At 72.1% G+C, this 26,633-nt stretch carries 21 protein-coding genes; 13 read left to right on the forward strand and 8 right to left on the reverse strand.

The window, feature by feature from the left end:
• Position 1 precedes the first annotated feature (1 nt).
• Entirely contained in the window at positions 2-1,075 is a 1,074-nt protein-coding gene (locus tag WMF19_RS17745) for a mandelate racemase/muconate lactonizing enzyme family protein (protein WP_437900181.1), read from the forward strand.
• Positions 1,063-2,622, forward strand: coding sequence for an AMP-binding protein (locus tag WMF19_RS17750; RefSeq protein ID WP_437900182.1), 1,560 nt, complete (start codon positions 1,063-1,065; stop codon positions 2,620-2,622). The genes WMF19_RS17745 and WMF19_RS17750 overlap by 13 nt, the downstream gene beginning before the upstream one ends.
• 38 nt (positions 2,623-2,660) lie before the next feature.
• On the opposite strand, the gene WMF19_RS17755 is transcribed toward WMF19_RS17750, so the two are convergent.
• Positions 2,661-3,098 (reverse strand): acyl-CoA thioesterase, encoded by a 438-nt coding sequence (locus WMF19_RS17755; protein ID WP_437329771.1) that lies wholly within the window; start codon positions 3,096-3,098, stop codon positions 2,661-2,663.
• A gap of 270 nt (positions 3,099-3,368) precedes the next feature.
• Between WMF19_RS17755 and WMF19_RS17760 the strand changes: the two genes are divergently transcribed.
• The gene (locus WMF19_RS17760) at positions 3,369-4,337 is read left to right on the forward strand and encodes a hypothetical protein (protein WP_437802243.1); all 969 of its coding nucleotides are present in this window, start codon (positions 3,369-3,371) and stop codon (positions 4,335-4,337) included.
• Between the two features lie 223 nt (positions 4,338-4,560).
• Positions 4,561-5,379, forward strand: coding sequence for a lysophospholipid acyltransferase family protein (locus WMF19_RS17765; protein ID WP_437900183.1), 819 nt, complete (start codon positions 4,561-4,563; stop codon positions 5,377-5,379).
• Positions 5,380-5,404: 25 nt separating this feature from the next.
• Here the strand turns inward: WMF19_RS17765 and WMF19_RS17770 are convergent, their stop codons facing one another.
• A complete protein-coding gene (locus WMF19_RS17770) occupies positions 5,405-6,592 on the reverse strand; it encodes a lipin/Ned1/Smp2 family protein (RefSeq protein WP_437900184.1) in 1,188 nt (395 codons plus the stop codon).
• Positions 6,593-6,742: 150 nt separating this feature from the next.
• Between WMF19_RS17770 and WMF19_RS17775 the strand changes: the two genes are divergently transcribed.
• From WMF19_RS17775 to WMF19_RS17785, 3 genes are all read left to right on the forward strand, one after another.
• Positions 6,743-7,399 carry a hypothetical protein gene (locus WMF19_RS17775; RefSeq protein ID WP_437802248.1) on the forward strand — a complete coding sequence of 219 codons (657 nt, stop codon included), beginning with the start codon at positions 6,743-6,745 and terminating at the stop codon, positions 7,397-7,399.
• Between the two features lie 44 nt (positions 7,400-7,443).
• The gene (locus WMF19_RS17780) at positions 7,444-9,594 is read left to right on the forward strand and encodes a protein kinase domain-containing protein (protein WP_437900185.1); all 2,151 of its coding nucleotides are present in this window, start codon (positions 7,444-7,446) and stop codon (positions 9,592-9,594) included.
• A gap of 88 nt (positions 9,595-9,682) precedes the next feature.
• Positions 9,683-11,173, forward strand: coding sequence for a tetratricopeptide repeat protein (locus tag WMF19_RS17785; RefSeq protein ID WP_437900186.1), 1,491 nt, complete (start codon positions 9,683-9,685; stop codon positions 11,171-11,173).
• Positions 11,174-11,197: 24 nt separating this feature from the next.
• Here the strand turns inward: WMF19_RS17785 and WMF19_RS17790 are convergent, their stop codons facing one another.
• The 3 genes from WMF19_RS17790 to WMF19_RS17800 form a co-directional block, all read right to left on the reverse strand.
• Complete coding sequence (locus WMF19_RS17790; RefSeq protein WP_437802254.1) at positions 11,198-11,977, reverse strand: hypothetical protein; 780 nt, start codon at positions 11,975-11,977, stop codon at positions 11,198-11,200.
• A gap of 85 nt (positions 11,978-12,062) precedes the next feature.
• Positions 12,063-13,400 (reverse strand): NAD(P)/FAD-dependent oxidoreductase, encoded by a 1,338-nt coding sequence (locus WMF19_RS17795; protein ID WP_437900187.1) that lies wholly within the window; start codon positions 13,398-13,400, stop codon positions 12,063-12,065.
• A 229-nt stretch (positions 13,401-13,629) separates the two neighbouring features.
• Positions 13,630-14,136 (reverse strand): DUF2505 domain-containing protein, encoded by a 507-nt coding sequence (locus WMF19_RS17800; protein ID WP_437329780.1) that lies wholly within the window; start codon positions 14,134-14,136, stop codon positions 13,630-13,632.
• Between the two features lie 203 nt (positions 14,137-14,339).
• Between WMF19_RS17800 and WMF19_RS17805 the strand changes: the two genes are divergently transcribed.
• Positions 14,340-14,762 carry a response regulator gene (locus WMF19_RS17805; RefSeq protein WP_437329781.1) on the forward strand — a complete coding sequence of 141 codons (423 nt, stop codon included), beginning with the start codon at positions 14,340-14,342 and terminating at the stop codon, positions 14,760-14,762.
• 49 nt (positions 14,763-14,811) lie between these two features.
• Here WMF19_RS17805 and WMF19_RS17810 read toward each other — a convergent pair whose 3' ends face one another.
• From WMF19_RS17810 to WMF19_RS17820, 3 genes are all read right to left on the reverse strand, one after another.
• Positions 14,812-17,055, reverse strand: coding sequence for a protein kinase domain-containing protein (locus WMF19_RS17810; protein ID WP_437900188.1), 2,244 nt, complete (start codon positions 17,053-17,055; stop codon positions 14,812-14,814).
• Positions 17,056-17,145: 90 nt separating this feature from the next.
• Positions 17,146-18,537, reverse strand: coding sequence for a pyridoxal phosphate-dependent aminotransferase (locus tag WMF19_RS17815; RefSeq protein ID WP_437329783.1), 1,392 nt, complete (start codon positions 18,535-18,537; stop codon positions 17,146-17,148).
• 67 nt (positions 18,538-18,604) lie between these two features.
• The gene (locus WMF19_RS17820) at positions 18,605-20,425 is read right to left on the reverse strand and encodes a hypothetical protein (RefSeq protein ID WP_437900189.1); all 1,821 of its coding nucleotides are present in this window, start codon (positions 20,423-20,425) and stop codon (positions 18,605-18,607) included.
• Positions 20,426-20,885: 460 nt separating this feature from the next.
• Between WMF19_RS17820 and WMF19_RS17825 the strand changes: the two genes are divergently transcribed.
• From WMF19_RS17825 to aroA, 5 genes are all read left to right on the forward strand, one after another.
• Positions 20,886-21,308: a hypothetical protein gene (locus tag WMF19_RS17825; RefSeq protein WP_437900190.1), complete on the forward strand. Its 423-nt coding sequence runs from the start codon at positions 20,886-20,888 to the stop codon at positions 21,306-21,308.
• A gap of 964 nt (positions 21,309-22,272) precedes the next feature.
• Complete coding sequence (locus WMF19_RS17830) at positions 22,273-22,857, forward strand: hypothetical protein (protein ID WP_437900191.1); 585 nt, start codon at positions 22,273-22,275, stop codon at positions 22,855-22,857.
• A gap of 53 nt (positions 22,858-22,910) precedes the next feature.
• Positions 22,911-23,825 carry an isoaspartyl peptidase/L-asparaginase gene (locus WMF19_RS17835; protein ID WP_437329786.1) on the forward strand — a complete coding sequence of 305 codons (915 nt, stop codon included), beginning with the start codon at positions 22,911-22,913 and terminating at the stop codon, positions 23,823-23,825.
• 242 nt (positions 23,826-24,067) lie between these two features.
• On the forward strand, positions 24,068-25,210 hold the full coding sequence (locus WMF19_RS17840; RefSeq protein ID WP_437900192.1) for a glycosyl hydrolase family 8: 1,143 nt from the start codon (positions 24,068-24,070) through the stop codon (positions 25,208-25,210).
• 115 nt (positions 25,211-25,325) lie between these two features.
• Positions 25,326-26,624: a 3-phosphoshikimate 1-carboxyvinyltransferase gene (gene aroA / locus WMF19_RS17845; RefSeq protein WP_437900193.1), complete on the forward strand. Its 1,299-nt coding sequence runs from the start codon at positions 25,326-25,328 to the stop codon at positions 26,622-26,624.
• The last annotated feature ends 9 nt before the right edge of the window (positions 26,625-26,633 follow it).

Raw genomic sequence — 26,633 nt, forward strand, 5'->3', positions numbered from 1 at the left:
CATGCGCGTCGTCGATGCCCGCCTCGCGTCCCGGATCCTCGATGGCGCGCGCCGGGGCCTCGTGCTGGCGCTCACCGACGACGAGGGGCGCGTCGGCCTGGGCGAGGCCACGCCGCTCCCCGGCTTCTCGCCCGATACGGCCGACGAAGACGAGCGCGCGCTCGCCGAGCTGCCGGGGGCGCTCGGCGCGATCGACCCGCCGGCCGAGGGCGCGACACCGACGGCCGCGGCGTCCGCGATCCTGCGCGCGCTCGCGCCGCTGTCATCGCGGCTGCGCCATCTCCCGGCGGCGCGCTTCGCCCTGGAGACGGCGCTTCTCGATCTTCTGGGCCAGCGCCTCGGCCTCTCGATGTCGGCGTGCCTCGGCGGACACCGGCGCTACGCCGACGTCCAGGTCAACGGCCTGCTCACGACCTCGGTGGCGCTGCCGGAGATGCTCGAGCGCGCTCGCGGGCTCGCCGCGCGCGGCGTCCGCGCGATCAAGGTGAAGCTCCGCTCGCGCGGGGAGGACGGCTTCGCGCGCGACCTCGAGGCGCTGCGCGCGCTGCGGCGGGAGCACCCGGGCGTCGAGCTCCGGCTCGACGCGAACGCGGCATGGTCGCTCGACGAGGCGCCGCGTCGGCTCGCGCTCCTCGCGCCGCTCGGCCCGCGCTTCGTCGAGCAGCCGGTCGCGCCGGAGCTCCTCCATCACCTCGGCGCGCGCGAGGTCCCGTGGGCGGCCGACGAGTCGCTCGCGGTCGAGGGCATGCCGGAGCGCCTGCTCGCAGCGGAAGGCTGCGCTGCGTTCATCCTGAAGCCCGCGATGCTCGGCCTGCTGCGCGCGCACGCGCTCGGCTGCAGGGCGCAGGCGCGCGGCATCGACGCCGTGGTGACGCACCTCTTCGACGGGCCCATCGCGCTCGCCGCCTCGTGCGAGCTCGCGCTCGCCTTGCCGCGCCCGCCGCTCGCGTGCGGCCTCGACGCGCACGCCGGCCTGGAGGCGTGGCCCGCGATCCGGATCCCGCAGCTCCGCGAGGGCGGCCTGGTCGCGGCCAGCGATCGGCCCGGCCTCGGCATTGGGCCATGGACGGGCTGAGCCTCCTCGATGCCGCGCGCGATCCGGCGATCGCCGCCCGGACAGCGATCGTCCACGGCGGCGCCGAGGACGGCGCGCCGCGCGCGATCGACGTCCCCGCCTTCGGCGTCGGCCCCGGGGGCGCTCTCCGCTTCGGCGAGCTGGCGCCCGCGGTCGCGGCCGTGTGCGCCCGGCTCGCCCGCGCGGGGGTAGGGCCGAGAGCCCGCGTGGCGCTCGTCGCCCCGAACGCGCTCGGTACCGTGGTCGTCATCCACGCGCTGCTCGCGCTCGGCGCCGTGCTCGTCCCGATCCACCCCCGGCTCACGGCCGGCGAGGCGGGCCTCCTGGTCGACGACGCGCGCCCCGACCTCGTTCTGCGCGAGCCTGCGCTCGCCGCCCTGCTCGACGACGCCGCGCCGGAGATCGGCGCGCTCCGCGAGCGCGGGGCGCGCGCCGCGGAGGCCGCGCGCGTCCCGCCGCCGGATCCATCCGGCGATCTGGCGATCGTCTACACGTCGGGCACCACCGGGCGTCCCAAGGGCGCGGTGCTCTCGCGCCGGGCGTTCCTCGCCGCCGCCGAGGGGAGCGCGGCCAACCTCGGCGTGCGCGACGACGATCGCTGGCTGCTCTGCCTTCCGCTCTGCCACGTCGGTGGCCTCTCGATCGTGACCCGCTGCTTGCTCGCGCGGCGCGCCGTCATCCTCGCGCCGCGCTTCGAGCCCGCCTCGGTGCTCGCCTCGATCGTCCGAGACCGCGCGACGTTGCTCTCCGTGGTGCCGACGATGCTGCTCGCGCTGCTGGAGGCCGATCGCGACAACGTCCTCGCCCGGCTCCGCGCGGTGCTCGTCGGCGGCGCGGGCGCTCCGGAGCGGGCGCTCGACGAGTGCGCGCGCCGCGGGATCCCGGCGCTCACCACGTACGGCCTCACCGAGGCGTGCTCGCAGGTCACCGCGCAGCGCCCGCGCGATCCGCGCGCGAGGGAGCCGGGCTCCGGCTCCCCGATCGCCGGCGTCGAGCTTCGCATCGAGGGCGCCGGCAGCGACGGCGTGGGCCGCATCGAGATCCGCGGCCCGGTGCTGTTCCGCGGTTACTACCGCGGCCCCGACCGCGCGCCGGAGCTCGCGGTCGACGGCGCCGGGTGGTTCGGCACCGGCGATCTCGGCGCGCTCGACGCCGCCGGGCGGCTGCACGTCGCGGCGCGCCGCAGCGATCTCATCGTGACCGGCGGCGAGAACGTCTACCCCGCCGAGGTGGAGCAGGTCCTCGCGTCCTGCGCGGGCGTCGCCGGCGCGGTGGTGTTCGGCGTGCCTGACGAGCGCTGGGGCCAGGTCGTCGCCGCGGCGATCGTCCCGGATCAGGGCGCGCCCGGCGCGACGGGCGGCGCCGCGCCCTCGCCCGCATTGCTCGGCGACCTCGCGGCCGTCGTCGCGGCGCGGCTCGCCCCGCACAAGCGCCCGCGGCGCCTCTGCGCCGTCGCGGCGCTGCCGCTCACCGCGGCCGGCAAGCTCGATCGCGCCGGCGCGGCGGCGCAGCTCGCGGCTGCGCTCGCCCCGTTCCCACCGCGCTAGCGCCCGGCGCGCCGTCCGGCGGTCGTCGCTCGGCGCGGCTATGCGAGCGCGCTGCGCAGATCGCCCGGGAGCGGGCACGGCGTGAAGCGCGCGCCGTCGATGCACACGTGCACGGTCTGCCCGATGGCGGCGACCCGGCCCGCCGTCGTCACGCGGTAGCCCACCGTGAACGACGTGTCGCCGAGCTTCGGCGCGAGCACCTCGACCTCGATGGCGTCGCCGAACCGGAGCGGCAGGAGGTAGTCCGCCTCGGCGTGGACGAGCGGCAGCTTGATCGTGCCGCCCGCGATCATGGCGGGGAGGTCGATGCCTCGCTCCTTCAACGCGATCATGTAAGCATCGCTGAAATACTCGAGGACCCGCGGATAGAAGACGATCCCGGCCGCGTCGACGTCCTGGAAGCGCACGGCGCGGCGCTCCACGGCGAGGCGCGGCGCGGTCTGCTTGAGCTCATCGACGCTGAACGCGCGCTTCATCGCGCCGCAGGGTAGCGCAGAGGCGCTGCTCACGTCGCGAGGAACGCGGTGCTCCGCCGCACCGCGGCGCCCTCCTTCTCCGGCTCTGACGCGGGCGGTCACGTCGGACCGGCGGCGCTTCGTCGCGTCGTTCCCGTGTCCCTTTCCGCTCGCCGTCGCCCGTTTCGCGGTCCATGCTCGCCCGCGATGGCTGACCGACGTCCCGGCGGTCTCGGGGCCGGGTCCCGCAGGCTGCGTCGCGCCACCGCGAAGGATAGCGAGCGCCGCGCGATGCGATGCCTCGGGGCCCGAGCGCCGCGCTCCCGCGGCGTGGTCGCGGCGCTCGCCTGCCTCCTGGCGGCGTGCTTCGCGGCCGCGTGCGAGTCGGCGCCGGCGTCGACCCCGACGCCGATGCCCTCCCAGAGCCCGCCCGTCGCTGCGCTGCCGCGGCCTGCGTTCGCGGAGTCCTCGGCGCCGACCGGCGCGGCGCACGCGTCGAACCCGCTCGGCCTCCCCCCGTATCCGATCAAGCTCGAGCCAGGCCGCCGCGTGTTCACCTTCTCGGACCGGATGCTCGCCGGGGCCAAGCTCGGGTCCACGCTCGTGCTGTACGCTGGGACGGTGGTCGGCTTCGACGGCGACGACCTCATCGTCGAGGGGAGGGGCGGACCGTCGTACAAGGTTCACCCGGGCTACGTCATCCCCGTGCCCGACGCGCCCCGCCTCCGGCCCCACGACCCGCTGCTCACGGAGTGGAACGGCGTCATGAAGCACGCCGTCCTCACCCGCTTCGTGAAGGACAAGATCGAGGTCCGCTACACCGACATGGACCCGCGGACCCCGCTCGCGCAGCTCAAGGGCGTTCGCTTCGTCGTGCAGACCGCGGGGCTCGCGCCCGGCAACTTCGCCGCATGGAAGGACGGCGAGACGTGGCGCCACGTGCTGCTCGTGTCGCGGCTCGGCGGTCCCGCGGCCGAGCCAGGCGCCGTCCTGACGTCGCTGTCCAGCAGCTCCGCGCGGTGGTTTGCCCTCGGTTACGGCGGCGCCGCGCTGCTCGCCGACGAATCGGCGCTCCGTCCGCTCCCCGTCAAGCCGCAGCTCAAGATCGGGGCGAGCGTCTGGGCCGAGTGGGTCGGCGCGCTGCGCCCAGCCGTCGTGCAGAGCGCCGAAGAGACAGGCCTGTACACGGTGAAGTTCGAGCGCGCCGGGCGGCCGGCCACGGTCGGCTGGGGGCTGCTCACGCCGCCGCTCCAGCCGTAGCCGCACGGCGCTGCAAGAGCGCGTCGCTCGAGCCGCCACCCTGGCCCGCGGAGCCATCCCGGCTCATGGCGAGGTTCCGACGTGGGCGAACGCCGGATCGCGATCTCGGCGCGTCGCGGCGCTGAGCGGCGATCCGGAGTCGAGCAACGCGGCTTGCACACAGCGATGGTGCGCAAGACACTACGCGTTTTCGCCCGACATGGAGAGTGGTAAGCGCTGTAGTATGGATCTCAAGAGCGCATGGCTGGCGACGCGCCAGTGGGTCCCTTTCACCCTCAGGACCATGGCGTACGGCACAGTGTCTCTGACGCTGGGCCCCCTCACGCCGCAGCGCTCGGCGAGCCTGTGGGCGATGCGGCGCTGGTGTCAGGCGAGCGCGCGAGGGCTCGATATCGAGATCCAGGCGAGCGGGCTCGAGAACGTCCCTCCCGGGGTGTTCGTCTACTGCTCGAACCACCAGAGCCTTCTTGACATTCTGGCCCTCGGCGCCGTTCTACCAGGCGATTTCAAGTGGGCCGCCAAGCGCTCCCTCATGAAGATCCCATTCCTCGGCTGGCACCTCCGGCTCGCGGGCCATGTGCCTGTCGATCGCACGGTCGGCTCCCGCGCCGCGGTCGAGGCGATCGCGCGGTTCGAGGCGGTGCTCAGGAGCGGCAAGCCGCTGCTCGTCTTCCCCGAGGGGACGCGGAGCGAGGACGGCATCCTCCGGGAGTTCAAGAACGGCGGCTTCTATGCAGCCGTCCGCGCCGGCGTGCCCGTGGTGCCGGTCGCCATCGACGGCACGCACCTCCTCATGAAGAAGGGCGCCATCGACACCGGTGACGGCACCCTGCGGATCGTCCGCGTCCGGGTCGGCGCGCCGATCGCCGTGCGCCCGGACGGCCGCGAGGGCGCGCGGGTCAACGAGCTGCGCGAGCGCGCCCACGCCGCGGTGAGCGAGCTCCTCCGCTCGATCGGCGGTCGCGTCGAAGCGCCGGCCGGCGCCGCGGCCGCATCGGAGGCGCCGGCGAGCGGCGCCCGGACCGAGCAGGCGTCCGGCTGACGGGCCGGCACGCCGGCCGGGTGGATCAATCGCAGAGGCTGGGGAGCGCGTCGATCTCGGCGAACAGCTCGTCGTAGCCGTCGATGCGACGGCCCCCGTGCGACTCATCGTCGAACCGATAGAACACGCGCTGCGCGAGCGGCATCACGCCGGCGTTGTCGTAGGCCTCGGCGTCCGTCGCCGTGTTGCCGAAGGCCCACGCGGGCAGCATGTCCCTTCCGTCGAACAGCCGCTCCAGCTCCGCTGTCTTGTACTCCACGGCGCGGTCGCCCACCGCGCCGGTCAGGCTGAGCGTGGTGTGCACGATGCCAGGCGGGAAGCCGTACGCCTCGAGGAAATCGCGCGTGCGCTGGACGAGCCACTCCGGCCGCGCGGTCAGGTACATCGGGCGGTAGCCCTTCGACGTGAGCCGGTGGAACGCCGCCGCGGCGTGCGCATGCACGTCGGGCAGCTCGCCGAGGAGCAGCGAGGTGAACTCCTCGGTCTCCGTGCCGGTGAGCGTCCCGTCGACGTCGCTGACGAACACCGGGGCGCCCCGCGGGACGACCTCGATGAAGAGGTCGGTGCTCGAGAGGTCGCCGCGGACGACCAGGTGGACCCGGTGCCGGCCCGGACCGAGCCGCTGCGCCGCGGGGATCTCGAAATAGACGCGGCCGCCGTCATCGCTGACGCCCTCGACCGCGCGGTGCGCCGAGTCCGCTTCCGTCGTGGTCGCCGAGCCGAGGCGCTCCCACGCGCCGTCGCAGCCGCGGAGCAGATAGACGTCGACCCGCTCATCCTTCAGGTCCTTGTCCGTGATCCCGTAGGCGAACTTTCCGATGATCCACTGCGGGTCGTCCGGCGTCAGGTAGAGGTCGCGTCCGCGGTGGTTGGGGCTCCCAGCGCCGGCGATGAGGTACGAGGACGGGTGGTTCCACGCGAGCTCCTCGCCCGGATCCGGCGGCGGCGCATCGCACGCCGGAGGTGGGTTGCAAAAGGCCCCCGGCGCCCCGTCGCCGCTCGAACCGCCGTCCTCGCCGCTCGGTGCGCCGCCGCCGCCATCGCCCTTGCCCCCGCCGCCATCGCTCTGGCCCCCACCGCTGTTCTGGCCGTCGCCATCGCCGCCCCGGCCATCACCATCGCCGCCCTGGCCACCGCCCCCGTCGCCGCTCGGCGTCCACTCGAGCGTCGCGTCGGCCGATCCGCAGCCGATCGCGAGCACTGTTGTCGCCATGACAAGTAGTATCCTGGTCTGCATCGGGCCCGAGTGTGACCGAGTCGCCCCCATTCGAACAGCGAGCTCCGGTCGTCGATGGCGTCGCTGTGGACCGCGCTCGCCCCTTGCGTGCTGGCCTGACTCCGGGCAATCGTAGCTGCCCTAACGATGCCCAAGCCCGACCCGAAGGTCCTGCTCCGCCACGCCGGTGACTATCTCAAGGCGCACCCCGAGGAGATCGCGAGGGCGCTGCGCGGCGCGCTCCGCCTGCGGTTCGGCGTCCCGATCGATGCGCTGCGCTATCTGGCGAGAGAGCTCAGCGGCGGCAAGCGCGCGCCGAAGGACATCGTGATCGAGGCCGCGCCCCCGGGCCTGCGCCTCGCGCTGACGGTGAAGGTCATGGGCGCCCCGATCCGGGCCTCGTTCACGGCCTTCGCCGAGGAGCTCGACGTGCGCGCGGACGCGATCCAGGTCGGCCTGCGGATCGCCGACCTCAAGCTGCAGGTGATGGGCGACGAGGCCTCGCCGATCGCCGGGCTGATCGGCTCGGGGGCGATCGACCTGAACAAGCCGGGCGATCTCGTCTCCTTCATGCCCAAGCGGCCCGCCGCGCTGATCGACGCGAAGGATGACAGGATTACCCTGGATCTCCTCAAAATCCCGGCCCTCGGCGGGAATCCGACGGTCGCGCGGGCGCTGCGCATCTGCGCGCCGGTGCTCGGTGTCCGTGCGCTCAAGACCAAGGATGACCACCTGGACGTGCACCTCAAGGCCACCCCCTCCGGGGTCGCCGCCGCGATCGCCGCGGTGCGCGCGGGCGTCTGAGGCTCTTTCCGCTGGGGGCCGTCGCCCGCTAGACTTCTCCGTGCATGTCTCGGCTCCCCGAGCCCGCGCCGGCTGCGCTCTCGCTTCAGTTCCTTGCAGAGATCGCGTCCGGGGCCACCACCCGCGTTGATCTCTGCAGGTCGGCAGGTCCGCACCGGCCTGGGGAGCTGCTCGCCGTCAAGCGGCTGCACCCGCACTTCGCCGAGGATCAGAACGTCTCCACCCGGTTCCTCGACGAGGTGCGCACGACCGCGGCGCTCAAGCACCCGAACGTGGTCGAGGTCGCGGGCTGGGGGACGGACGAGCAGGGATGGTACTTCGCCGTCGAGCTCGTGCAGGGCGTGAGCCTCGCGCGGCTCATGAAGACCGTCTTCGACACGGGCGAGATGTTCTCCGAGCGGCTCGTCGTCCACGTCGGCGCGACGCTCTGCCGCGGGCTCAGCGCGGCGCACGAGCTCCGCTCGCCAGGCGGCGCGCTGCTCAACCTCGTGCACCGCGATCTGACGCCGGGCAACGTGCTCGTCGGGTTCCAGGGCGAGGTGAAGATCGCCGATTTCGGGCTCGCCAAATCGTCGCTCCGCGTGATGACGACGGCCGTCGGGGCGCGCCGCCGCGTGACGACGTACATGGCGCCGGAGCAGGCCCGCGGGGGCGCCGCCGACAAGCGCTCCGACCTGTTCTCGCTCGGCGTCGTGCTGTTCGAGCTCTTCACCGGCAAGCACCCGTGGCCGTCGACGAGCGACTACGAGCTCCTGCGGAGCATGTCGACGCAGCCGGCGGCCGACCTGCGGGAGCTCCGGCCGAAGATCGACAAGGAGCTCGTGTCGATCGTGATGCGCTGTCTCGAGAGGGACCCGCCGTCGCGCTTCCAGAGCGCGGACGAGATCCTCGCTCGGCTGGAGGGCTGGCTGCACAGCCACGGGTACCACGAGGGCAACGAGGAGGCGCTCGGGCGCTTCGTGCGGCGCAACGCGATGAGGCAGATGCGCTGGTTCGAGCGCGCCGTCACCGGCGGCTTCGCCGGCGTCGCCAAGGCGCCGCGCCCCTCGCTCTCGACCGCGCGGGCGATCCCGCGCCGGCCATCGGCCGATCCGCGGGGCAGGGGGGCGAACGCGCCCGGACGGCTGCGCGGCGACGGGGGGGCGCGCGCTCAGGACGACGACGCGACCGACATCGAGGCGCGCCGCGGGACGCTGTCCCATTCGCCGACCGGCCTCACGCCGAGCGACGTGGACGCCGCGGACGACGATCTGGGCCGGCGCGGTCCCATGGCCTCCGAGATGGCCGACGAGGCGACGGTCGTCGTCGGCAGCAACGGCAGGGGGCGCGCCGACCCCGGGTCCTCCAGCTCGGGCGGAGGACGGCGGCGCAGCAGCCTGCCCTCGTACGGATCCATCACCGAGCGGGACAGCGAGCCGCTGCCGATGTTCGGGAACGAGCCGCGCGCGACGCCCGGGAACGAGGCGACGCCCTCGATCTCGAGGGTGGCCGCGTTCGCCGTGGATCATGACGCCGACACACCGCTCACGGCGCAAGGCGTACCGGGAGGCGCGCGGCCGCTGCACGCGGAGGTCGACCGCCTCACGACCGAGGCGCTCCGGCTCCGCGAGGAGGCGCGCTTCGCGGTCGCCCACGCCGAGCGCAAGCTGGCGCTGGCCAAGGTGGCTGCTCACCTCTCCGAGATGGCCACCGAGGCGCTGCGCCTCTCCGCGAGCGCCGCCCCGGAGCGCGCGTCGCACCGCCTCGACGAGGCGCTCGCGCTCGAGCGGGCGATGCACAAGGTCATGTCCACGCCGCTCACGCTCGCGCCCGAGACGACCGCGCTGCCTGTCGCGTGGGGCAACGAGCAGCGGTCCATCCTCGCCCAGCTCGGCCTCGAGCACCTGGCATCACCCGCCACGTCGAGGCCCTCGGACTTCGGCGCGCCCCCGCAGCGGCTCACTCCGGCGCCCGGGGACGCGAGCGCGGCGCAGCAGCTCATGGCGGCCGACCCGGCGAGGAGCGACGCGGCAGGCGTGCCATCCGCTGCGCTCGCCGTCCGGGGCGACGCGATCGGTCCGCCCACCGCTGCGGACGCCGACGCGTTTCAGGCCAGCCTCCGGCCGATGCTCCTCGGCGTGCCGCGCGCGCTCGCGCTCGCCGTCGCGGCGGCGGCCTTCATGGCGTTCGTCTTGCTGGCCTGGTTCTATTCCTGAGCGCCGCTGCGCCCGCGAGCGCGCGACGCGCCGCGCGCCGAGACGTCGCTTGATCCCGGCGGGGCACGGCGGCTACCGTCCTTGGATCATGAGCGAGCAAAGCGACTGGGTGCTGATCGGCCTGGATGAGACCACGGCGCGCCGGCAGGGGATCCCCGCGCGCATGCCGGTGCCTCGGGGCGAGTTCGAAGGGCTGGCCGACAAGGGGCTCGGCATCGACGCCGCCCGCAAGTGGATCAAGGACTTCCTCACGAACTCCGAGCCCGGCAAGAGCGGCGTCTGGCGCAAGCAGAACAGCACGCTCGTCTCGCAATTCGAGGCGTTCCTCGACAAGGCTCCGGTCTGGGAGCGCGCGCAGAAGGCGTTCGGCGAGCGCGATTACGAGAAGGCGATCTCGGCGCTCAAGCGCATCATCACGATGGATCCCGACGATCACGCCGCGCGGCTGAACCTCGCCTCGGCGCAGGCGAACATGGGCGATCACCCCGCGGCGCTGAAGAGCTTCCAGGCGATCCGAAAGACGTTCCAGGGGGACGCCGACTACCACGTGGCGGTCGGGCAAGTGCACCTGGCGATGCAGAAGAAAGACGCCGCGCTCGACGAGATGGTGCTCGCGCTCGAGGCGAAGCCCGACTGCCAGCCGGCGCTGGATGCGATGGTCCAGCTCGGGGTCCTCACGCCGATCTACGAGAACCCGCGCGACGCGGCCTCGCTCGTCTACGTGCGCTCGGACGCGGTGCTCGAGTACCTCGCGGGCCAGTGGGACGCGGCGCCGCGCGACGGCGCCTTCTATCTCGAGCAGCTCGCCTACCACGAGCGCGAGCTCCGCCACGACGTCGCGCTGGTCGCGGCGGAGCGCGCCGTCGCCGCCTCGGGCCAAGGGGCGAGCGGCGAGCGCGCGCACCTCGCGCGGATCGCCGCGCTCCGATCGCTCGGGCGCACCGACGAGGCGCTCGCCGCGGCCGAGGCCTTCGTCGCGACCGCGCCGTCCTCGTCGGGCGCCTGGGTCGAGCTCGCCAAGTGCCTGTCTCAGGCGGGCCGCGGAGCGGAGGTGCCCGCCGCGGTCGAGCGCGCGCTGGAGAGCGACCCTGGTGATCTCGCGGCGCTCTCGCTCCGGTTCTGGCCGAGCGATTCCGCGGACATCCAGAAGGTCAACGAGGCGATCCCCGCGCTCGCCGCCTTCGTCGCGGCTCACCCCGAGAGCGCCGGCGCGCGCCGCTCGCTCGCCCGCGCCGAGCTCGTCGCAGGTCGGATCGACGACGCGCTGGCGGGCTTCGCGGCGGCCGTCGCGCTCGCGCCCGGGGACGACGATCTCCGGGCCGAGTACTGGACCGAGCTCGGGAAGCAGCAGCGGTACCCGGACATCATCGCCGACGCCGCGAGGCTCTCGGATCTCGCGAAGCGCGACTGGAAGCTGCGATGGAACGAGGCCGAGGCGTACGCCGCGCTCGGCAAGAACATCGAGGCGCGGGCGGCGTTCTCGGCCATCAACTTCGACGAGTCGCTGCACGTCGACGTGCGCCGCAGGGCCAAGCGCGCCGTCAAGACGATGGATGAGACGCCGCCCGTCGTGCCGTGACGCCGAGCCGCGGGCGTCGCGCGCTCAGAGCGAGCCGGAGACGCCGAGCCCGACGGCGTCGCCCGTGACGATCGGCTTCACCGACAGGGAGACGTCGTTGCGGACGAGCTTCTTCTCGGGCGCGGCGAGGCCGCCGATGAACATCGCGGCCCCGGCGACCTGAGCCAGCCCGTCGACCATGAGGACGAAGACGCCGCCGCCCTTCGCATCGGCGGTGCCGACGGTGATGAAGGGGCCGGCGAGCGGGATGTAGAGCGGGAGGTAGCTCTCCCCGCTGCCGCCGCTCGCCCTGTCCGCGCTCTCCGCGACGAGCCCGACCATCGCCGAGAGGATGTAGGTGACCCCGAACGTCACGGCGCCGCCGATGACCAGGCCGCGGCGCGCCCTCTCCTCCACGCGGTAGCCCTCCGGGACGGCCTGCCCTTCCTCGTAGTTCATGATCCTCGGGCCGACCGGGTACGAGCCGGGGGTCGAGGCGTATCCGGGAGGCGGGGCGTAGCCCGGAGGCGGGGCGTATCCGGGAGGCGGGGCATAGCCCGGAGGCGGGGCGTATCCGGGAGGCGGGTAATAGCCGGGCTGCTGCCCATAGGGGGCAGGCGCGCCGTACGGCGCGGGGGCTCCGTAGGGCGCGGGCTGCGGCTCGGCGCCGGCAGGGGCGGCTGCGCGCGGCGGCGCGGACGCAGCAGGAGGCGCCTGCGCGAAGGCGGAGGGGGCGCCGAGCAGGAGTGCGGCGAGAGGTGCTGCGCTGGCGAGGAGCGCTCGCCACGGATGCGTCGGGGCGCCCTGTCCGGGATGGATCGTCATGGTCAATGACGCTAACGCAGCTCCGTCGCCAAGGTCCAGACGAGCGCAGTGCGCCGGCGCGTGGCGTGTGTGCTCCAGGCGGCGCCTAGGCGCGCGTGCGCGCGGGCTCCATGGGCTGGTGCCTCCTGACGGCGCCATCGTCCTTGCGCGCCTCGAGCTCCGGCGCGCGGTGGTCCTCCAGGAGCGGCGGGATCTCGCCCGTGATCAACCGCGAGGCGCGCTCGTAGGTCACGTAGGACAGGGCCCACGAGAACAGCACCAGGAAGCGGTTACGGAAGCCGATCAGGAAGAGGATATGGACGAACAGCCACGCGAGCCACGCCAGGAACCCGGAGAGCTTCAGCTTGCCGAAGTCGGCGACCGCCGCCGCGCGCCCGATCGTCGCCATGGAGCCTCGGTCGTCGTACCGGAACGGCAGCCGCGGCAGCCCCCGCAAGGTGCGCGCGATGTTGCGCGCGGCGTGGCGCCCTCCCTGGATCGCCGCGGGCGCCACGCCGGGCACGGGCGTCCCGTCCTCCTGCTTCAGCGACGCGAGGTCGCCGATCACGTAGACGTCCTCGTGACCCGGCACCGTCAGGTCCGGCGCCACCAGCACGCGCCCTGCCCGGTCGAGCGGCGCTCCCAGGGTGCGGGCGATGGCCGACGCCGCGACGCCGGCCCCCCAGAGCACGGTCCTGGCTTCGATCCGCTTGTCGCCGATCGAGACCCCCTCCTCGTCGATGCCGGTGACGCGGCAGTTCGTCCGCACCTCCACATTGAGCGCGGCCAGCTGCTGTTTCGCCTTCTCGCCGAGCTCCGGGACGTACGACGGCAGCACCTGCCCGGCCCCTTCCAGCAGGACGATGCGGGCCTTGCTCGGGTCGATGTGCCGGAACTCGCGCCTGAGCGTGTGCCTCGAGAGCTCCGAGAGGGCACCGGCGAGCTCGACGCCCGTCGGGCCCGCGCCCACCACGACGAACGTCATCCAGGCGCTCCGCCGCGCCGGATCGGGCTCGCGCTCGGCCGCCTCGAAGGCGACGAGGACGCGCCGGCGAATCTCGAGCGCATCCTCGACGGTCTTGAGCCCGGGCGCGAAGGCCGCCCACGCGTCGTTCCCGAAGTACGAGTGCGACGCCCCGGCCGCGACGATCAGCTTGTCGTAGCCGAGCTCGCCGTCCTCGAAGATCACCCGCTTCTGGACGGGGTCGATCGCCTTCACCTCGGCGAGGATCACGCTCGTGTTCTTCTGCTTGCGCAGCACGTGGCGGATGGGCGTGGCGATGTCGCTCGCGCTCAGGCCCGCCGTCGCGACCTGATACAGGAGGGGCTGGAACGTGTGATGGTTGTGCCGGTCGATCACGGTCACGCGTACCGGCTCGCGCCGGAGCGCCCGCGCCGCGTAGAGGCCGCCGAAGCCGGCACCGATGATGACGACGTGCTCCATGCCGTGGCCCTGGTTCCCGTGTGCCACCGCAGCAAGAGCAGGAGCCGCAGATCTCCCGATTTGACCCTGGACGTGAAGGGGGCGCCCTCGCTCGTTCGCGGGACGGAGGCCGCGAGATGGCCGCTCGCGATCCCCTCTCGTCGGCGTCGCCGCCCGTTCGTCGGGCAGCGCCTGCGTCAGGCGCCCCAGGCGGTGCGCAGCAGGGGCCGACCGATCGCCATCGGCCCGGTCAAGCGGCTTTGCCCTGGGCGATCCACTTGTTCATGAAGACCGCGCTGAGCTCCCACCCTTGCCGCAGCTCCTTTTCGGCGCTGCTCTCGAGCATGCCGCCGACGCCGAACACCTTCGCTTCGATCGTGATCTCGGCGATCCGACGCACCTTGTTGTCGCCGATGGCATCGGCGCGCACCACGCCTTCGTTGCGCATCTTGTCGGCCAGGGTGCTTGGCGTCAGCTTGAAGGTCCACACCTTCGTCGCCTTGTTCAGCCTGCCCTCTTCGGTGTAGCGGAACCCGGAGCCGAGCAGCTTCTCGACGGGGCCGGGCAGGTTCATCTTCGGCTTCCCGGCCGACCTCCGGATGATCTCCGTCGCCGTCTCGACCTGCTCCGTGATCGTGAACTCGGGGAAACCGAGCTCCTTCCTGTAGAGCTCCTCGTTGAATGTCTTGTCCAGGAACAGCTTCCAGAACGTCTCGAGGTTGCAGTTGATCTCGTGTGTGAGGGTGAACTTGCCCATGGGATCGTTCCTTTGCGGTGCGCGGGTTCGATGACGTCTAGCTCTGCGTGTACCGCAGCCCGTACGTGGCGTCCATGTCTCGGCCGGGAGCGCTGAACACGGGATCTGCGAGGACAATGCGTCCGTCTGCGTTGCGCGCGCCGGGCGATGCAGGCGCGGGCGGCGGGCTTCCAGCGCTTCCGCATCCGTGCGAGCATGACGCTGTGACGTGCATCCTCGTCATCGACGACGACGCCGCGATCCGATCCATGTTCGTGCGTTCGCTCCGCCCGCTGGGCGAGGTCGAGGAGGCGAACGGCGGGGCGCCGGCCCTGCGCCGGCTCTCCGCGCGCAAGTTCGATCTCGTGGTGCTCGACCTGCACATGCCGCTGGTCGACGGCTTCAGCGTGCTCGAGTCGCTCTCGGCCAAGGGGGCGCTGAACCGGGACACGCCCGTCTTCGTCGTGACGGCCGATGAGTCGCAGCAGGCTCGTATCCGCGCGCTGCGTCGGCACGCGATCTTCCTGCTCTCGAAGCCGGTGAACCTCGCCATGCTGGTGTCGCTGGCGGAGTCGTCGCTGAAGAAAGCTGCCGCGCGCGCCACGCCGTCCGACGAGGCGCAGCCCGAGAAGCCGAAGGAGCACTGAGCGCGATCCGCCGGCCGCGCGGGAGGCCGCTGCGGCCGGTCTGAAGGCGCTACCGCGGCGCCAGGTCGAGGGGCGGCGCAGCGGGGCGCGGCCGCGGCGGCGCCGGGCCGGGGACGGGCCCGCGCGGCAGCGCGGGGGCGGGCGGCGTCGCCGGCTGCGCGGGCTGGAGCGAGGGACGTGGCGGAGGCCACCCGGTGACGGATGGCGTCGGCAAGGGTCCCGGGACGCGCGGCGCAGGGGTGACCGAGGAGCCCGGGTACGGCGTCCCCGGCGCGGGTGCGGTGCCGGGGACGTACGCCGGCTGCCCGCTCGGGAGAGGGGCGCCTGCGTCGGCGGGGACCGCGGCATCCACGGCCGCGTCGGCCGCGTCGACCTGCGCGGCCGCGTCGGCCGCGTCGACCTGCGCGGCCGCGTCGGCGATCTGCTCGGCTGCGGCCGCGTCGATCGGGGCCGCGGCATCGGCGACGGCGTCGCTCGCGACCGTGGCGGCCGTCGCCGACGCGCTCGGCTTCGCCGCGGCATCAGCGCCGGCATCGGGCGTTTGCACCGTCGGTCCGGAGGCGCTGGGGCTGGCGGAAGGCACCACCACACCGCCGAACGGCAGGCGGCCGGAACGCGCGAGCACGAACGCAGCGGCCGCGATCAGGCCCAGGACGATCAGCGCGAGCAACGCCACGCGGACGAAGGACCACGTCGCAGGAGCCGGGGGCGCGCGGCGCTCGGGCGCCGGCGCGACAGCGCTCGCGGGGCCGCCCGCGTGCGCCGCCGGACCGACGTAAGCCGCCGGCCCCGGGGGCGCCGGCGGCCCAACGTGCAGCGGCGGCGGGAGCAGCGGCAGCGGCGAAAGCCCCGCCGGGAAATCGAACGGCGAGCCTGCCCCGTCCGGGTTCGACTTGCGGGTTGCATCCGGATTCGACTTGCGCGTCGCGTCCGGATTCGACTTGCGCATCGGGTCGGCGTTCGCGCGGCGCGGGCTCGTCGGCGCCGGCATGCGCGAGCTCGCGGGCCCCGACATGCGCGAGCTTGCCGGCCCCGACATGCGCGAGCTCGCGGGCCCCGACATGCGCGAGCTTGCCGGCCCCGACATGCGCGAGCTCGCGGGGCCCGCCGGGGACGAGGGCGGCGCCGCGTCGGCCGCGCCCCCGCCCTCCGTCGCCTCCGGGCCGTCCTGCAGGATCGGCAGCATGGAGATGCGCCGGAGCATCACCTCGGTCGCGTCCTCGGGGCGCGAGGCCTGCGGCTTCTGGGGGTGGGCGCGCTCGGCGAGGATCCGATCGAGCTCGTCGAGCGCCTGATCGATCCGCTCCTTGCGCGCCTCGGCGACCCCGGGGAGCAGATCGCGGACGAGCTGGCCCACCTGTTTGTCGGTGTAGCTCTCGCGGACCGCGACGCTCACCTGCTCGAGATCGCGGCGCAGCTCCGCGGCCGTCTGGTACCGCTCGTTCGGGTTCTTGGCGAGCGCGCGCATGATGATGCGGTCGAGCTCCGGGTGGACCTCGGGCATGATCTCGCGCGGCGGCTGCGGGTTGCGGTTGGCGATCTGCTGCATCGCCTCCAGCGGGCCCTTGCCGCGGAACGGCGTGTGGCCCGTCACCAGGAGGTAGAGCAGCACGCCCATCGAGAAGAGATCGCTGCGGCGGTCGAGCGCCCCGCCCATGACCTGCTCGGGCGAGAAATACCCCGTCTTGCCCTTGATCGCGCCGACGCGGCTGGTCTGCGCGCGCGCCCGCGTCTTCGCGACGCCGAAGTCGACGACCTTGACCATGCCGTCGAACGTCACCATCACGTTCTCCGGCGTGACGTCGCGGTGGATCAGGTTGAGGAGCTCGCCCGTGTCGTCGCGGACCTCATGCGCCGCGTGCAGCCCGGCGCACGCGGCGATCATCACGTGGAGCACCCAGCCGAGCGGCAGGAGCGCGCGCTTCGCCTTCTGGTTCGAGAAGATCTTCGCGATCGGGGCGCCGTCGATCCACTCCATCGCGAGGTACGGCCGATCGCGGACCTCGCCGTACGCGAGGATGTGCACGACGTTCGGGTGGAGGATCCGCGACGCGGTGCACGCCTCGTCGAGGAACATCGCCCGCGCGTCGTCATCCCCGCGCATCGCGTCCGACAGCAGCTTGACGGCGACGATCTGGACGGAGCCGTTGGGCCGCCTGAGCCGCGCAGCCCACACGGCGGCCATGCCGCCCACGGCTGCCGGGAACAGCAGCTCATAGGGGCCGATCGTATCGCCCGGCTGGAAGTTACCGGGGTCGTCGTCGTTCCAATCACTCCACGGATCTTTGGCCACGCGCTCCCCCACCATGTCGGAAGACGTGCAGCGCGACAAGACCTGGCGCTCAGCCCCGTCTTCCCGCTCCCCTGCGCGGCGCCGCCGGTGTCAGGCCCGGCGACGCTCGCCTACCATGCGCTCGAGCCGCCCGAGCGCCCGGACGAGGACGTCCTCGCTCGGGCCGAAAGAAAAGCGGACGTGGTGGCGGAACCGCGACGGCCGCCCCGCCCGGCGCTTGCCGGGGTTGACGTCGAAGAACTCGCCCGGCACCACGATGATCCGCTCCCCGAGGGCCGCCCGGAAGAAGCCGTAGCCGTCGGAGAGCCCCGGGGGCAGATCCGCGACCGAGCCCCAGACGTAGAACGTGCCCTCGGGCTCCGCGTCGACGGTGACGCCGATCCTGCGCAGCCCCTCGAGCATGATCTCGCGCTTGTGCGAGAACGTCCGGTGGATGGCCGTCGTCTCGGCGCGGGTGTGCTCGATGGTGAGCAGCTCTGCGGCGGCGCGCTGCATCGGCTTGGAGCCGCCGCCGTCGAGGAAGCTGCCGGCGCTCGCCACCGCCTCGATGACCTCGCGCGGCCCCAGCGTCCAGGTGACGCGCCAGCCGGGGTAGCGCCAGTTCTTGGTCAGGCCGTCGAAGATCACGACCGGATCGCGATCGACCTCCTCGACGTAGCGCGCCGCGCTCTCCATCGGGGCGACGTCGCCCATCCCGTAGACGTAATGCGAGTAGAACTCGTCGAGCAAGAGCGCGCAATCGAGCTCCTTCGCGGTGCGGACCCAGGCGGCGAGCTCCTCGCCGCGCACGTGCTTCCCTGTCGGGTTACAGGGGTTCGAGGCGAGGATCGCGCTCAGCCCGCGGCCCAGGATCTCGCGGCGCAGGTCGCCGACCGAGAACGAGTAGCCGCGCTCGCCCTCGAGCAGGATCGGGATCGGCGAGAACAGCCGGAAGACGTCGAGCAGCTCCTCGTACGCTGTGTAATCGGGGAGGAAGTGGCCGAGGTTGATCTGCCCGAGCGCCGCCGCTGCGCGGGTGAGGGCGATGCGACCCCCGCCCGACACGGCCACGTTCTCGGCCGTGTAGCGCGACGGCATGCCCCGCCGGTAAGCGCGGTTGTAGAGCGACGCGATCGCCTCGCGCAGCTCCCAGAGGCCGGCCACCGGCGCGTACTCCTGGTCGTCTCCGGAGATCGGCACCGCCGCGCAGCGCGGGGGCGAGCCCGGGAGCGGGCCAGTCTCCGGCTGGCCCTGCCCGAGGTTGCACCAGCCGTCCGTCCCCTCGTCGGCGCCTGCCTTGAACCCGAGGCGCGCGGCCTCGGTCGTCACGTAGATGACGCCCGTCCGCGGCACCTTCCGGAAAGCGTGGACCGCCCGCTCGTCGCCGCGCGGCGGGGCCGGCGTGTTCCCCCGGTCGGCCGGCGCCCCAGGATCGCTGGGCCGGGCCTCGTCTCCCTGGAGATCGCCTCGCTCGTCGGGATGCTCTCGCTCTACTTCTGTCATCGTTTGTTTCCAGGCACTTCGAGGCATGAGATGCGCTGCCGTGGTGATCCAGCAGGAGGCGAGCGCCTCAGGCCTGCTGGGCCGTCGGCTTTCCGCCGTCCTCGCTCGCCGGCTCGGGCTGCCGCGCCCACGGCATCGTCTTACCGGAGAAGATCCAGAGCAGGTAATAGCAGAAGGCGAGTGAGACAGCGGTGAGCACCGTGTACTTGTCGTCGTTGTAGTTGAACGTGATCCAGATGAACTGGCTGAGCGCCGCCAGGCCGAACAGGGGCACCTCGATCTGGCGCTTCACCCGGGTGAGCGGCGCGCTCAAGATCATGAATGAATAGTAGTAACAGGTGAGCTGCGAGAGCAGGATGACGAAGATCTGGGCGAGGCACTGGGCCACCCACAGCGAGCGGACCCGCCGGCACACGTAGACGAAGCCCGCCAGGGACGCGGCGATGATCGCGTAGGCGATCCAGCGGTACTTCGCGTAGCGCTCGTTGCGCATCCGCTTCCAGACCTCGAACGGATCGACGAGCTTCGTGTCCTTCGTGTACTTCATGCGGCCGGACTCGACGCCCGTACCGGGCTCGTGGGAGACGAGCACGCGGAGGCCCATGTGGTTCGTCAGCGGCGTCTGGTCGTGCACCTTGAGCGTGTGCTCGTAGAACTGCCGGTACGAGTCCGAGCCGGAGACCTTCATGCTCACCGGAATGAGCACGGCGGCCGCGAGGACGCCGCCGATCAGCACCTGCACGTGCGACCTCGCCATGCGCTTGTGGCGGACGAGGTGAATCCCGGCGACGGTGAGCCAGCCGATCACGGGCAGGCCCGGGAAGATGCGCAGGAGGCCCGCGTAGACCATGCTCGCGCCCGCGAGCTTGAAGTAGCGCTTCCGGATGAGGCAGGCCGAGAGAACCAGGTAGAAGAGCCAGTCCTGCCGGAGGAACGCGCCGCCCGTCCAGTAGAACGGCGCCGACGACTGGCACCCCCAGAAGATCGCCGCGACGGCGAAGACCCGCCACCCGAAGGCCCAGTAGAGGGCGGCGAACATCCCGAGCAGATAGAAAATATCGAAGCTGGCGAGGAACTGGAGGTAGCGGGTGCTGGCCGGCTGGAGGTCCGCCCAGAACTTACCCATGATCGTCCAGACCGGCGGCGGGTTGTAGCCGTGGTCCTTCTGCATGTCCTCCCAGTAGCCCTTGTCCGAGGCCGTCCGGAAGAACTGCACGTCGGCCTTGAACGCATCCCAGCGCTCCGGCGCGAAGTGCGCCTTGCAGATCTCGGGGTTGGCGAGCACCTCGCTCGCCGGCATGAGGAGGTTGTCGCCGCCGAGGTTCCGGATCTTCTTGTCCGGGTGGCGGACCTCCTTCGACATGTCGAGCTTGACCTGCCGCCCCGTGTCCTCGTTCGTGTATGTGACGAGCCCCAGCTCGTCCTGCGCGATCAGCGTGCATTTGTAGAGGCCGTCGTACCCCATCTCCGGGAAGTACTTGGCCCCCATGTAATAATGGAACTGATCCCAGCGGTGGTAATACTTGGGATAGCCGAAGCGGAAGCCGTTGAAGTACGCGATGATGGCGGCGACGCCGAGCGCGACGCCGGCGAACCGCTTCCAGCGCTCCGCGATCGGACGGCGCATCCCCTCGCGGTGCGTCTCGTAGAAGACGCAGAGCGCGGCGCCCATCGCGATCGCCACCTTCGCCATGTCCACGGCGCGGGCGTGCTCGTCGATGTACCGGTCCAGACCATAGAAGAACAGCGCGACGCCCGCGGCGACCGTGCTGTACCGCGCGAGCACGCGGAAACGCGCCGGGGTGAACCAGTTGAGCGCGAACGCGACGCCGAAGTAGGCGCAGAGCGCGATGACGATCTCGATGACTTGTTGTGACGTGAGCTTCATTGCCTGCGGTTCGGATCGGGATCGAGGTGACGCGGGACGCGCCGGCGGGCCTCTTCGCCGGCCTTCCGCGGCAGCGCGCCCGACATCGGGCGCCGCTGCCGCCCCGACCCGTCGCTGCGGGCTGGAGCCCGTCGGGGCCGGGGCGACGCCGTAGGTGCAGGACGCACCCCGTCCCGGACGGGCTCCACGGGGGAGGCGGGGCCACCTTAGCCGAAATCCCAGGAGTGTGGCGCTCTCGTTGTGGCCGCCATGGGCATCGGCGAGCGTACCCAGGCGGCGTGCGTGTGACAGGTGTGACCGGGGCGGAGCCGTGTCGTCTCGACGTGCTGCGCAATTGAGCGGGCTTCCGCCGCCGAGCAGAGCTCGTGTATCGTCTCCCTTCGTGTCGAACGACAGTTTCTCTTCTGCTTCTTCGGGGGGCTCGGAGCGAGAGGGGGCCCGTGGCCCCTACGGTTTTCTCGTGCGCGTCGACGGCGCGCCGCCGCTCTGGTGCCGGGAGGTGCGGGGCTTCCACCGCGCCGCGGTCGCCGCGGCCGATCCTGACGCGCTGCCTCCCGCGCAGCTCGTGCTCGTCGGCCTCGACGAGGCGGCGCGGGCGTGGCTCGCGTCGTGGGCCGAGGACAGCGAGCGCGTGCGCCGTACGCTGACGATCCGGAGGCTGCTCGACGACCGGGAAGCCACCGCGGTCGTGACGCTTGCGTCCTACGGCTATGGAGTCAACACCGCGCTCGCCGTGGAGTCGGTCGTGGTGCCTGGGGGCGACGGCCCGGCGGCCATCCTGCGCAGCGGCGTCCACACGAAGGAAGAGATCGACGCGATGCTCGCGGTCCTCGCCACGGCGCTGCCGGAGGGCGAGGACGCGAGCTGGTTCGCGCACGTCTGACGGGCGCGCGGCCCCACCTCGCGCTGCGGCGCGAGCGGCGGAGGTCACGGCGCGCTGGCCCGCCGTCCAACGTCCTCGCCGGCGTCCTCGCCGTTGTTCCACCGGACCTGTTCCGGCAGCTGCGCGCGTGCGTCCGGCACGTCGTCTCGCCGGAGCGCTGCGCCTCGTCCTGCCGAGACGCGCCTTGCACCTCGTCCTGCCTGGCCGCTGCTTCCGGTGACGCCTGCCTGGCCGCGTGCGGCGTGCGGCGTGCCGCATCGAACGACGCCTGCCCGGCTGCGTTGCGAGACGCGGTGGGAGCCCTGCGGACCGCGGGTAGACATGGATGGAATGGAAGAGAATCGCTTTCGATGTTTCGGTGCGTGAGCCCCTTGCTCGCCTGAACAGCGGTGATAGGCTGGTCCTCGGCCTCGGACGGAGCATCAGCTCCAGGATGGTCCTGCCGTGGAGCACCACGGTGCCGGGGTCGACACCAGATCGGCGGGCTCTCCGCAGATCCGCAATCGAACACCCTTGCCATGCCGGACGATCTCTTTCGATCCGGCGCGGGGTGCCGGCAAGCCGGAGGAGGGATGGACACCATGCACAGTACCAGTGGCTCTTCTATACCGGAGGCTGGGAACGGCTGACCCTCGTGGAGCGTGGACGCAGGGTCATCGGGGCCTTGCAAAACGCTACCGCGCTCGGCCAGGTCCGGCGCTCGATAACCTGTTGACTGCCATCGCGACCTCCGCGAGGCCGGCAGAGAGGGAATCGAGGAAGACTCAGGTCTTCCAGCAACGATTCTCACCGGCGCTCCGGGGCCGAACGCTCGTCGCGACGGGACAGGGGGGGCGCCGCACAGGCGGGATCAAGCGGGGTCCAGAAGGCCTCCGGTAGAGGCCCACGGGACGGGTCGGGTGCGAGCAAAGCACCCGACCCGTTTTTATTTCCATTGCCTGGGAGCGCTTTTTTGTCCTGCGCCGTGCCTGTCTGGTACGCGGGCTCGATGCGGATGCTGCTGCTCGCGCTGCTGCCGGCGTTGCCCTTGCTTCCAGCCTGCGCCGACGCCTTCGGGGATCAGGAAGCGCCGGAGCGGGGGACCGCGCTCGGCGCTTTCCACGTGGTCGGGACGCAGACGGCGAACACGTGCGGGGAGGGGGCGCTCGGCGCGAAGCGCCTGTGGGAGTTCGACGTCGAGCTCGCGCGCGGCGACGGGTCCCTGTACTGGAACAACGGCGCCAGCGTGATCCCAGGCGTCATCGACGACGATGACGTGAGCTTCTCGATCGACGGGCGCGTGGTGGTGGACATGCGCGCCGGCGACGCGCCGCCGGGGCCGCCGTGCTCCGTCGAGCGCCGCGACCGGGCGCTCGGGCAGCTCGGCGGCAGAGGGGATGACGTCGCCGGGTTCAAGGCGACGATGTCCTTCGAGTTCGTGCCCACGGCGGGGTCGCGGTGCGAGGACCTCGTCGCCGGAGAGCTCAGCGTGGCGCCGGTGCTCGCGGCGCTGCCGTGCGGCATGGCCTACGATCTCAAGGCCAAGCGGAGCGCGCTCCCGCCCGAGTGAGCATCGGGTGGGCGTGGACCTCCGGGCGCGCGCCGGGGTAGGGTGCCACGGTCGTGAAGCACGTCATCCATTCTCTGGGCGGGCACGGCGGGCGGCGCACCGTCCTTGTCCACGGCGGCGCGGGCGACGTCGCTCCTGAGCGGCGGCCGCTGCACGCGGCGGGGTGCCTCCGCGCGGCGCGCGAGGGAGCGCGCGTGCTCTCCGAGGGAGGGAGCGCGCTCGACGCCGTCGAGCGCGCTGTGCGCGTCCTCGAGGACGATCCGCTCTTCAACGCGGGCACGGGCGCGTGCCTCAACGAGGAGGGCCACATCGAGCTCGACGCGTCGATCATGGAGGGCCGCGGGCTCAGGGCCGGCGCGGTCTGCGCGCTCTCGGATTTCGCCGAGCCGATCGCGATCGCGCGCGCGGCGCTGGAGGATGGCCGGCACGTGCTGTACGCCGCGCACGGCGCCGCGCGGTTCGCGCGGATGAAGGGGTTCTCGCCCGTGGGCGAGGCCGCGCTCATCACGGAGGCGGCCCGGGAGGCGCTCGCGGCGGCCCAGCAGGGCATCCGCCCGACCTCCTGGGCGGGCAACACGGTCGGCGCGGTGGCGCTCGACGAGGGCGGGCTCACGGCCGCGGCGACGAGCACGGGCGGCACGGTCAACAAGCGGGTCGGGCGGGTGGGGGACTCGCCCCTCATCGGGGCTGGGACGTACGCCGACGACGAGGCCGGGGCCGTGTCGACGACCGGCCACGGCGAGGGGATGATCCGGCTCGTGGTGGCGCACTCGGCCGTGGAGCGGATGCGCGCGGGCGTCGGCGCTGTCGACGCGGCGAGCGGGATCATCGCGCACCTGGCGGAGCGCCTCGACATCACCGGGGGCGTCATCGCGCTCGATCGGACCGGGCGGTTCGGGCTGGCGCGCTCGACCGCGACCATGTCGTGGGCAGCTGTCGGCGATTGGGGCGAAGAGAGCGGTGTGTGAATTCTCTTTACAGAGAATACACATGATTCCATAGTCACTGTTCATCGCATGGCGTCCCGGGCGCTCTCGCGTGTGCGGTAATGCGCATTACCGTCAAACCGCGTTCGTCCTGAGCTGGGGTGTTCGCAAACCAAGCCGCAGCGCTGTTGCGCGCGTCGGATCGTGGCGTGTCATGCACGGCGAGGCGGCCTGACCGGCGCCCGATCCACGGCGAACACGCTGGGCTCCGCCAGCAGGACGAGGTGAACGCCAAGATCGCGGCCGCCTGGGACCATCTCTTCAAGGGGGATCCGGCCGAAGAGGCCGTCTATTTCGAGCAGGACGAGAACGACAACGGCCCGCTCGCGCAGATCCGCGACATCGCGAGCGAGGACGTGCGCTCGGAGGGCATGAGCTACGGCATGATGATCGCCGTCCAGACAGACCATCAGGCGGAGTTCAACGCGCTCTGGAACTGGGCGAAGACATACATGTTCCACGCCGACGAGACGCACCCGGCGTACGGGTATTTCTCGTGGTCGATGAATTTCGACGGCACCCCGCTGGACGAGATGCCGGCGCCGGACGGCGAGGAGTACTTCGCGACGGCGCTCTATTTCGCGTCGGGGCGCTGGGGCAATGGCGAGGGCATCTACGATTACCGGGCGGAAGCGGATCGCTTGCTCGACCTGATGAAGAACCGGCCGGACGTCGCGGGGGAGGTGTTCGCGAACGGGGAGACGCGCACGACGACCGGGTCGACGCTCTTCAACACCGAGAACCACCAGATCCGCTTCACGCCGGACACGGGGAACTTCGAGACCAACGGGGATCACACCGATCTGTCGTATCACCTGCCGGCCTTCTACGAGATCTGGGCCAAGTACGGTCCGGAGGCGGACCGCGCCTTCTGGAGCGAGGCGGCCGAGGTGAGCCGCGGCTACTTCCACCTCGCGGCTCACCCGCAGACGGGGCTCACGCCCGATTACGCGAATTTCGACGGCACGCCCAAGGCGGCGTCCTGGAAGCCCGAGTCCGTGGACTTCCGCTTCGACGCGTGGCGCACCGCGATGAACTGGTCCGTCGACTGGGCGTGGTGGGCGAAGGATGAGCGCCAGCAGGAGCTCAGCGATCGGATCCAGGTGTTCTTCGAGGCGCAAGGCGCGGAGTACGGGAACCAGTTCACCCTCGACGGCGAAGAGCTGAGCGCCGACCACTCCTCGGGCCTCGTCGCCATGAACGCGGTCGCCAGCCTGGCGGCCACCGACCAGCGGTCCGCCGATTTCGTCCAGGCGCTCTGGGACCTCGATCCCCCGAGCGGGCAGTACCGCTACTACGACGGCATGCTGTATTTCATGGCGCTGCTGCACGTGAGCGGCGAGTTCCAGGCATACGCGCCGCAGTGAGGCGCGGCGGCGCGGCGCCGCGCAGATTCGTGTGATCCGGGCTCGGTCGAGCGACGCAGCGACGCGATGAGCCCGTGGCGCACGAAGATGCGCCTCGCTATAGTCCGCCGCCCTCATGATCCCTGCCGGTCCTCTGCCCATCACACCGCTTTCCTCGCCGCCTGATCTGATCTGGCGGGTCCCTGGCTCGAAGAGCATCACGAACCGCGCGCTCGTGCTGGCTGCGCTCGCCGACGGCGAGAGCACGCTGGAGGGGGTGCTCCACAGCGACGACACGCGGCACATGCGGTCCGCCCTGGAGGCGCTGGGGATCGGGATCGAGGACGCCGGGCCGCACACGCTGGTGGTGAAGGGGGGGCGGGGCCGGCTGCGCGCGCCGGGGCGCGAGCTGTTCGTCGGGAACAGCGGCACCACGGTGCGGTTCCTGGCGGCGCTCGCGTGCCTCGTGCCGGGCGAGGTGGTGCTGGTCGGCGACGAGCACATGGCCAAGCGGCCGATCGCCGATCTTGTCGACGGCCTCAGGCAGCTCGGGGCGGACGTGGAGTGCGCGACGGGGTGCCCGCCGCTCCGGATCCGGGGCGGCCGGCTGAAGGGCGGCACGCTGACGATGCGCGGCGATCGCTCCAGCCAGTACTTCTCGGCGGTGATGATGGCCGGCCCCTTCGCCGACGCCGCCATCGATCTGCGCGTGGCCGGCGAGCTGGTCAGTCGCCCCTACGTCGAGATCACGCGGCGCATGGTCGCGGATTTCGGTGGCCGGATCGACGAGGCCGCGGGCGGGTTCACTGTCCATCCCGCCGCGGGGTACCGCCCGCGGGCGTACCCGATCGAGCCCGACGCGTCGTCCGCGAGCTATCCGTTCGCGCTCGCCGCGGCCGCGGGCGGATCCATCACCGTGCCCGGCCTCGCCGACGGGGCGTTGCAGGGGGACTACCGGTTCGTCGAGCTCCTGGAGCAGGCCGGCGCGCGGGTGAGCCGGCAGGCCGACGCCACCACCGTGCGCAGCGACGGGCGCCTGCGCGGCATCGACATCGACATGCACCACATCTCGGACACGGTGATGACGCTGGCGGCGATCGCTCCGCTCCTCGATGGGCCGACGACGATCCGGAACGTGGCGAACATCCGGATCAAGGAGACGGACCGCCTCGCCGCTACCGTCGCAGAGCTCCGCCGCCTGGGCCAGGAGGTGACCCACGGCGACGACTGGCTCCGCATCGAGCCTCGGCCGCTGACGCCCGCGCTCGTGCGCAGCTACAGCGACCACCGCATGGCGATGAGCTTCGCGATCCTGGGGCTCTGTCGGCCAGGGATCACCATCGAGGATCCGGCCTGCGTCGCGAAGACCTACCCGACGTTCTGGGAGGACGTCGAGAGGTGCTCCCGCGCGGCAGGCGCGGCGCCGGCGGTGTGATCCCGGCCC

It is taken from the genome of Sorangium sp. So ce124, assembly GCF_051525235.1.
Lineage (GTDB): Bacteria > Myxococcota_A > Polyangia > Polyangiales > Polyangiaceae > Sorangium > Sorangium atrum.

Excerpts from the sequence above, each read along its gene's own strand:
- WMF19_RS17790 (WP_437802254.1), bottom strand. The coding sequence starts at position 11,977 with ATGACGATCCATCCCGGACAGGGCGCCCCGACGCATCCGTGGCGAGCG.
- WMF19_RS17760 (WP_437802243.1), top strand. The coding sequence starts at position 3,369 with ATGCGATGCCTCGGGGCCCGAGCGCCGCGCTCCCGCGGCGTGGTCGCG.
- WMF19_RS17750 (WP_437900182.1), top strand. The coding sequence starts at position 1,063 with ATGGACGGGCTGAGCCTCCTCGATGCCGCGCGCGATCCGGCGATCGCC.
- WMF19_RS17775 (WP_437802248.1), top strand. The coding sequence starts at position 6,743 with ATGCCCAAGCCCGACCCGAAGGTCCTGCTCCGCCACGCCGGTGACTAT.
- WMF19_RS17780 (WP_437900185.1), top strand. The coding sequence starts at position 7,444 with ATGTCTCGGCTCCCCGAGCCCGCGCCGGCTGCGCTCTCGCTTCAGTTC.
- WMF19_RS17770 (WP_437900184.1), bottom strand. The coding sequence starts at position 6,592 with ATGGCGACAACAGTGCTCGCGATCGGCTGCGGATCGGCCGACGCGACG.
- WMF19_RS17785 (WP_437900186.1), top strand. The coding sequence starts at position 9,683 with ATGAGCGAGCAAAGCGACTGGGTGCTGATCGGCCTGGATGAGACCACG.
- WMF19_RS17820 (WP_437900189.1), bottom strand. The coding sequence starts at position 20,425 with ATGAAGCTCACGTCACAACAAGTCATCGAGATCGTCATCGCGCTCTGC.
- WMF19_RS17800 (WP_437329780.1), bottom strand. The coding sequence starts at position 14,136 with ATGGGCAAGTTCACCCTCACACACGAGATCAACTGCAACCTCGAGACG.
- WMF19_RS17815 (WP_437329783.1), bottom strand. The coding sequence starts at position 18,537 with ATGACAGAAGTAGAGCGAGAGCATCCCGACGAGCGAGGCGATCTCCAG.
- WMF19_RS17765 (WP_437900183.1), top strand. The coding sequence starts at position 4,561 with ATGGATCTCAAGAGCGCATGGCTGGCGACGCGCCAGTGGGTCCCTTTC.
- aroA (WP_437900193.1), top strand. The coding sequence starts at position 25,326 with ATGATCCCTGCCGGTCCTCTGCCCATCACACCGCTTTCCTCGCCGCCT.
- WMF19_RS17755 (WP_437329771.1), bottom strand. The coding sequence starts at position 3,098 with ATGAAGCGCGCGTTCAGCGTCGATGAGCTCAAGCAGACCGCGCCGCGC.
- WMF19_RS17745 (WP_437900181.1), top strand. The coding sequence starts at position 2 with ATGCGCGTCGTCGATGCCCGCCTCGCGTCCCGGATCCTCGATGGCGCG.
- WMF19_RS17795 (WP_437900187.1), bottom strand. The coding sequence starts at position 13,400 with ATGGAGCACGTCGTCATCATCGGTGCCGGCTTCGGCGGCCTCTACGCG.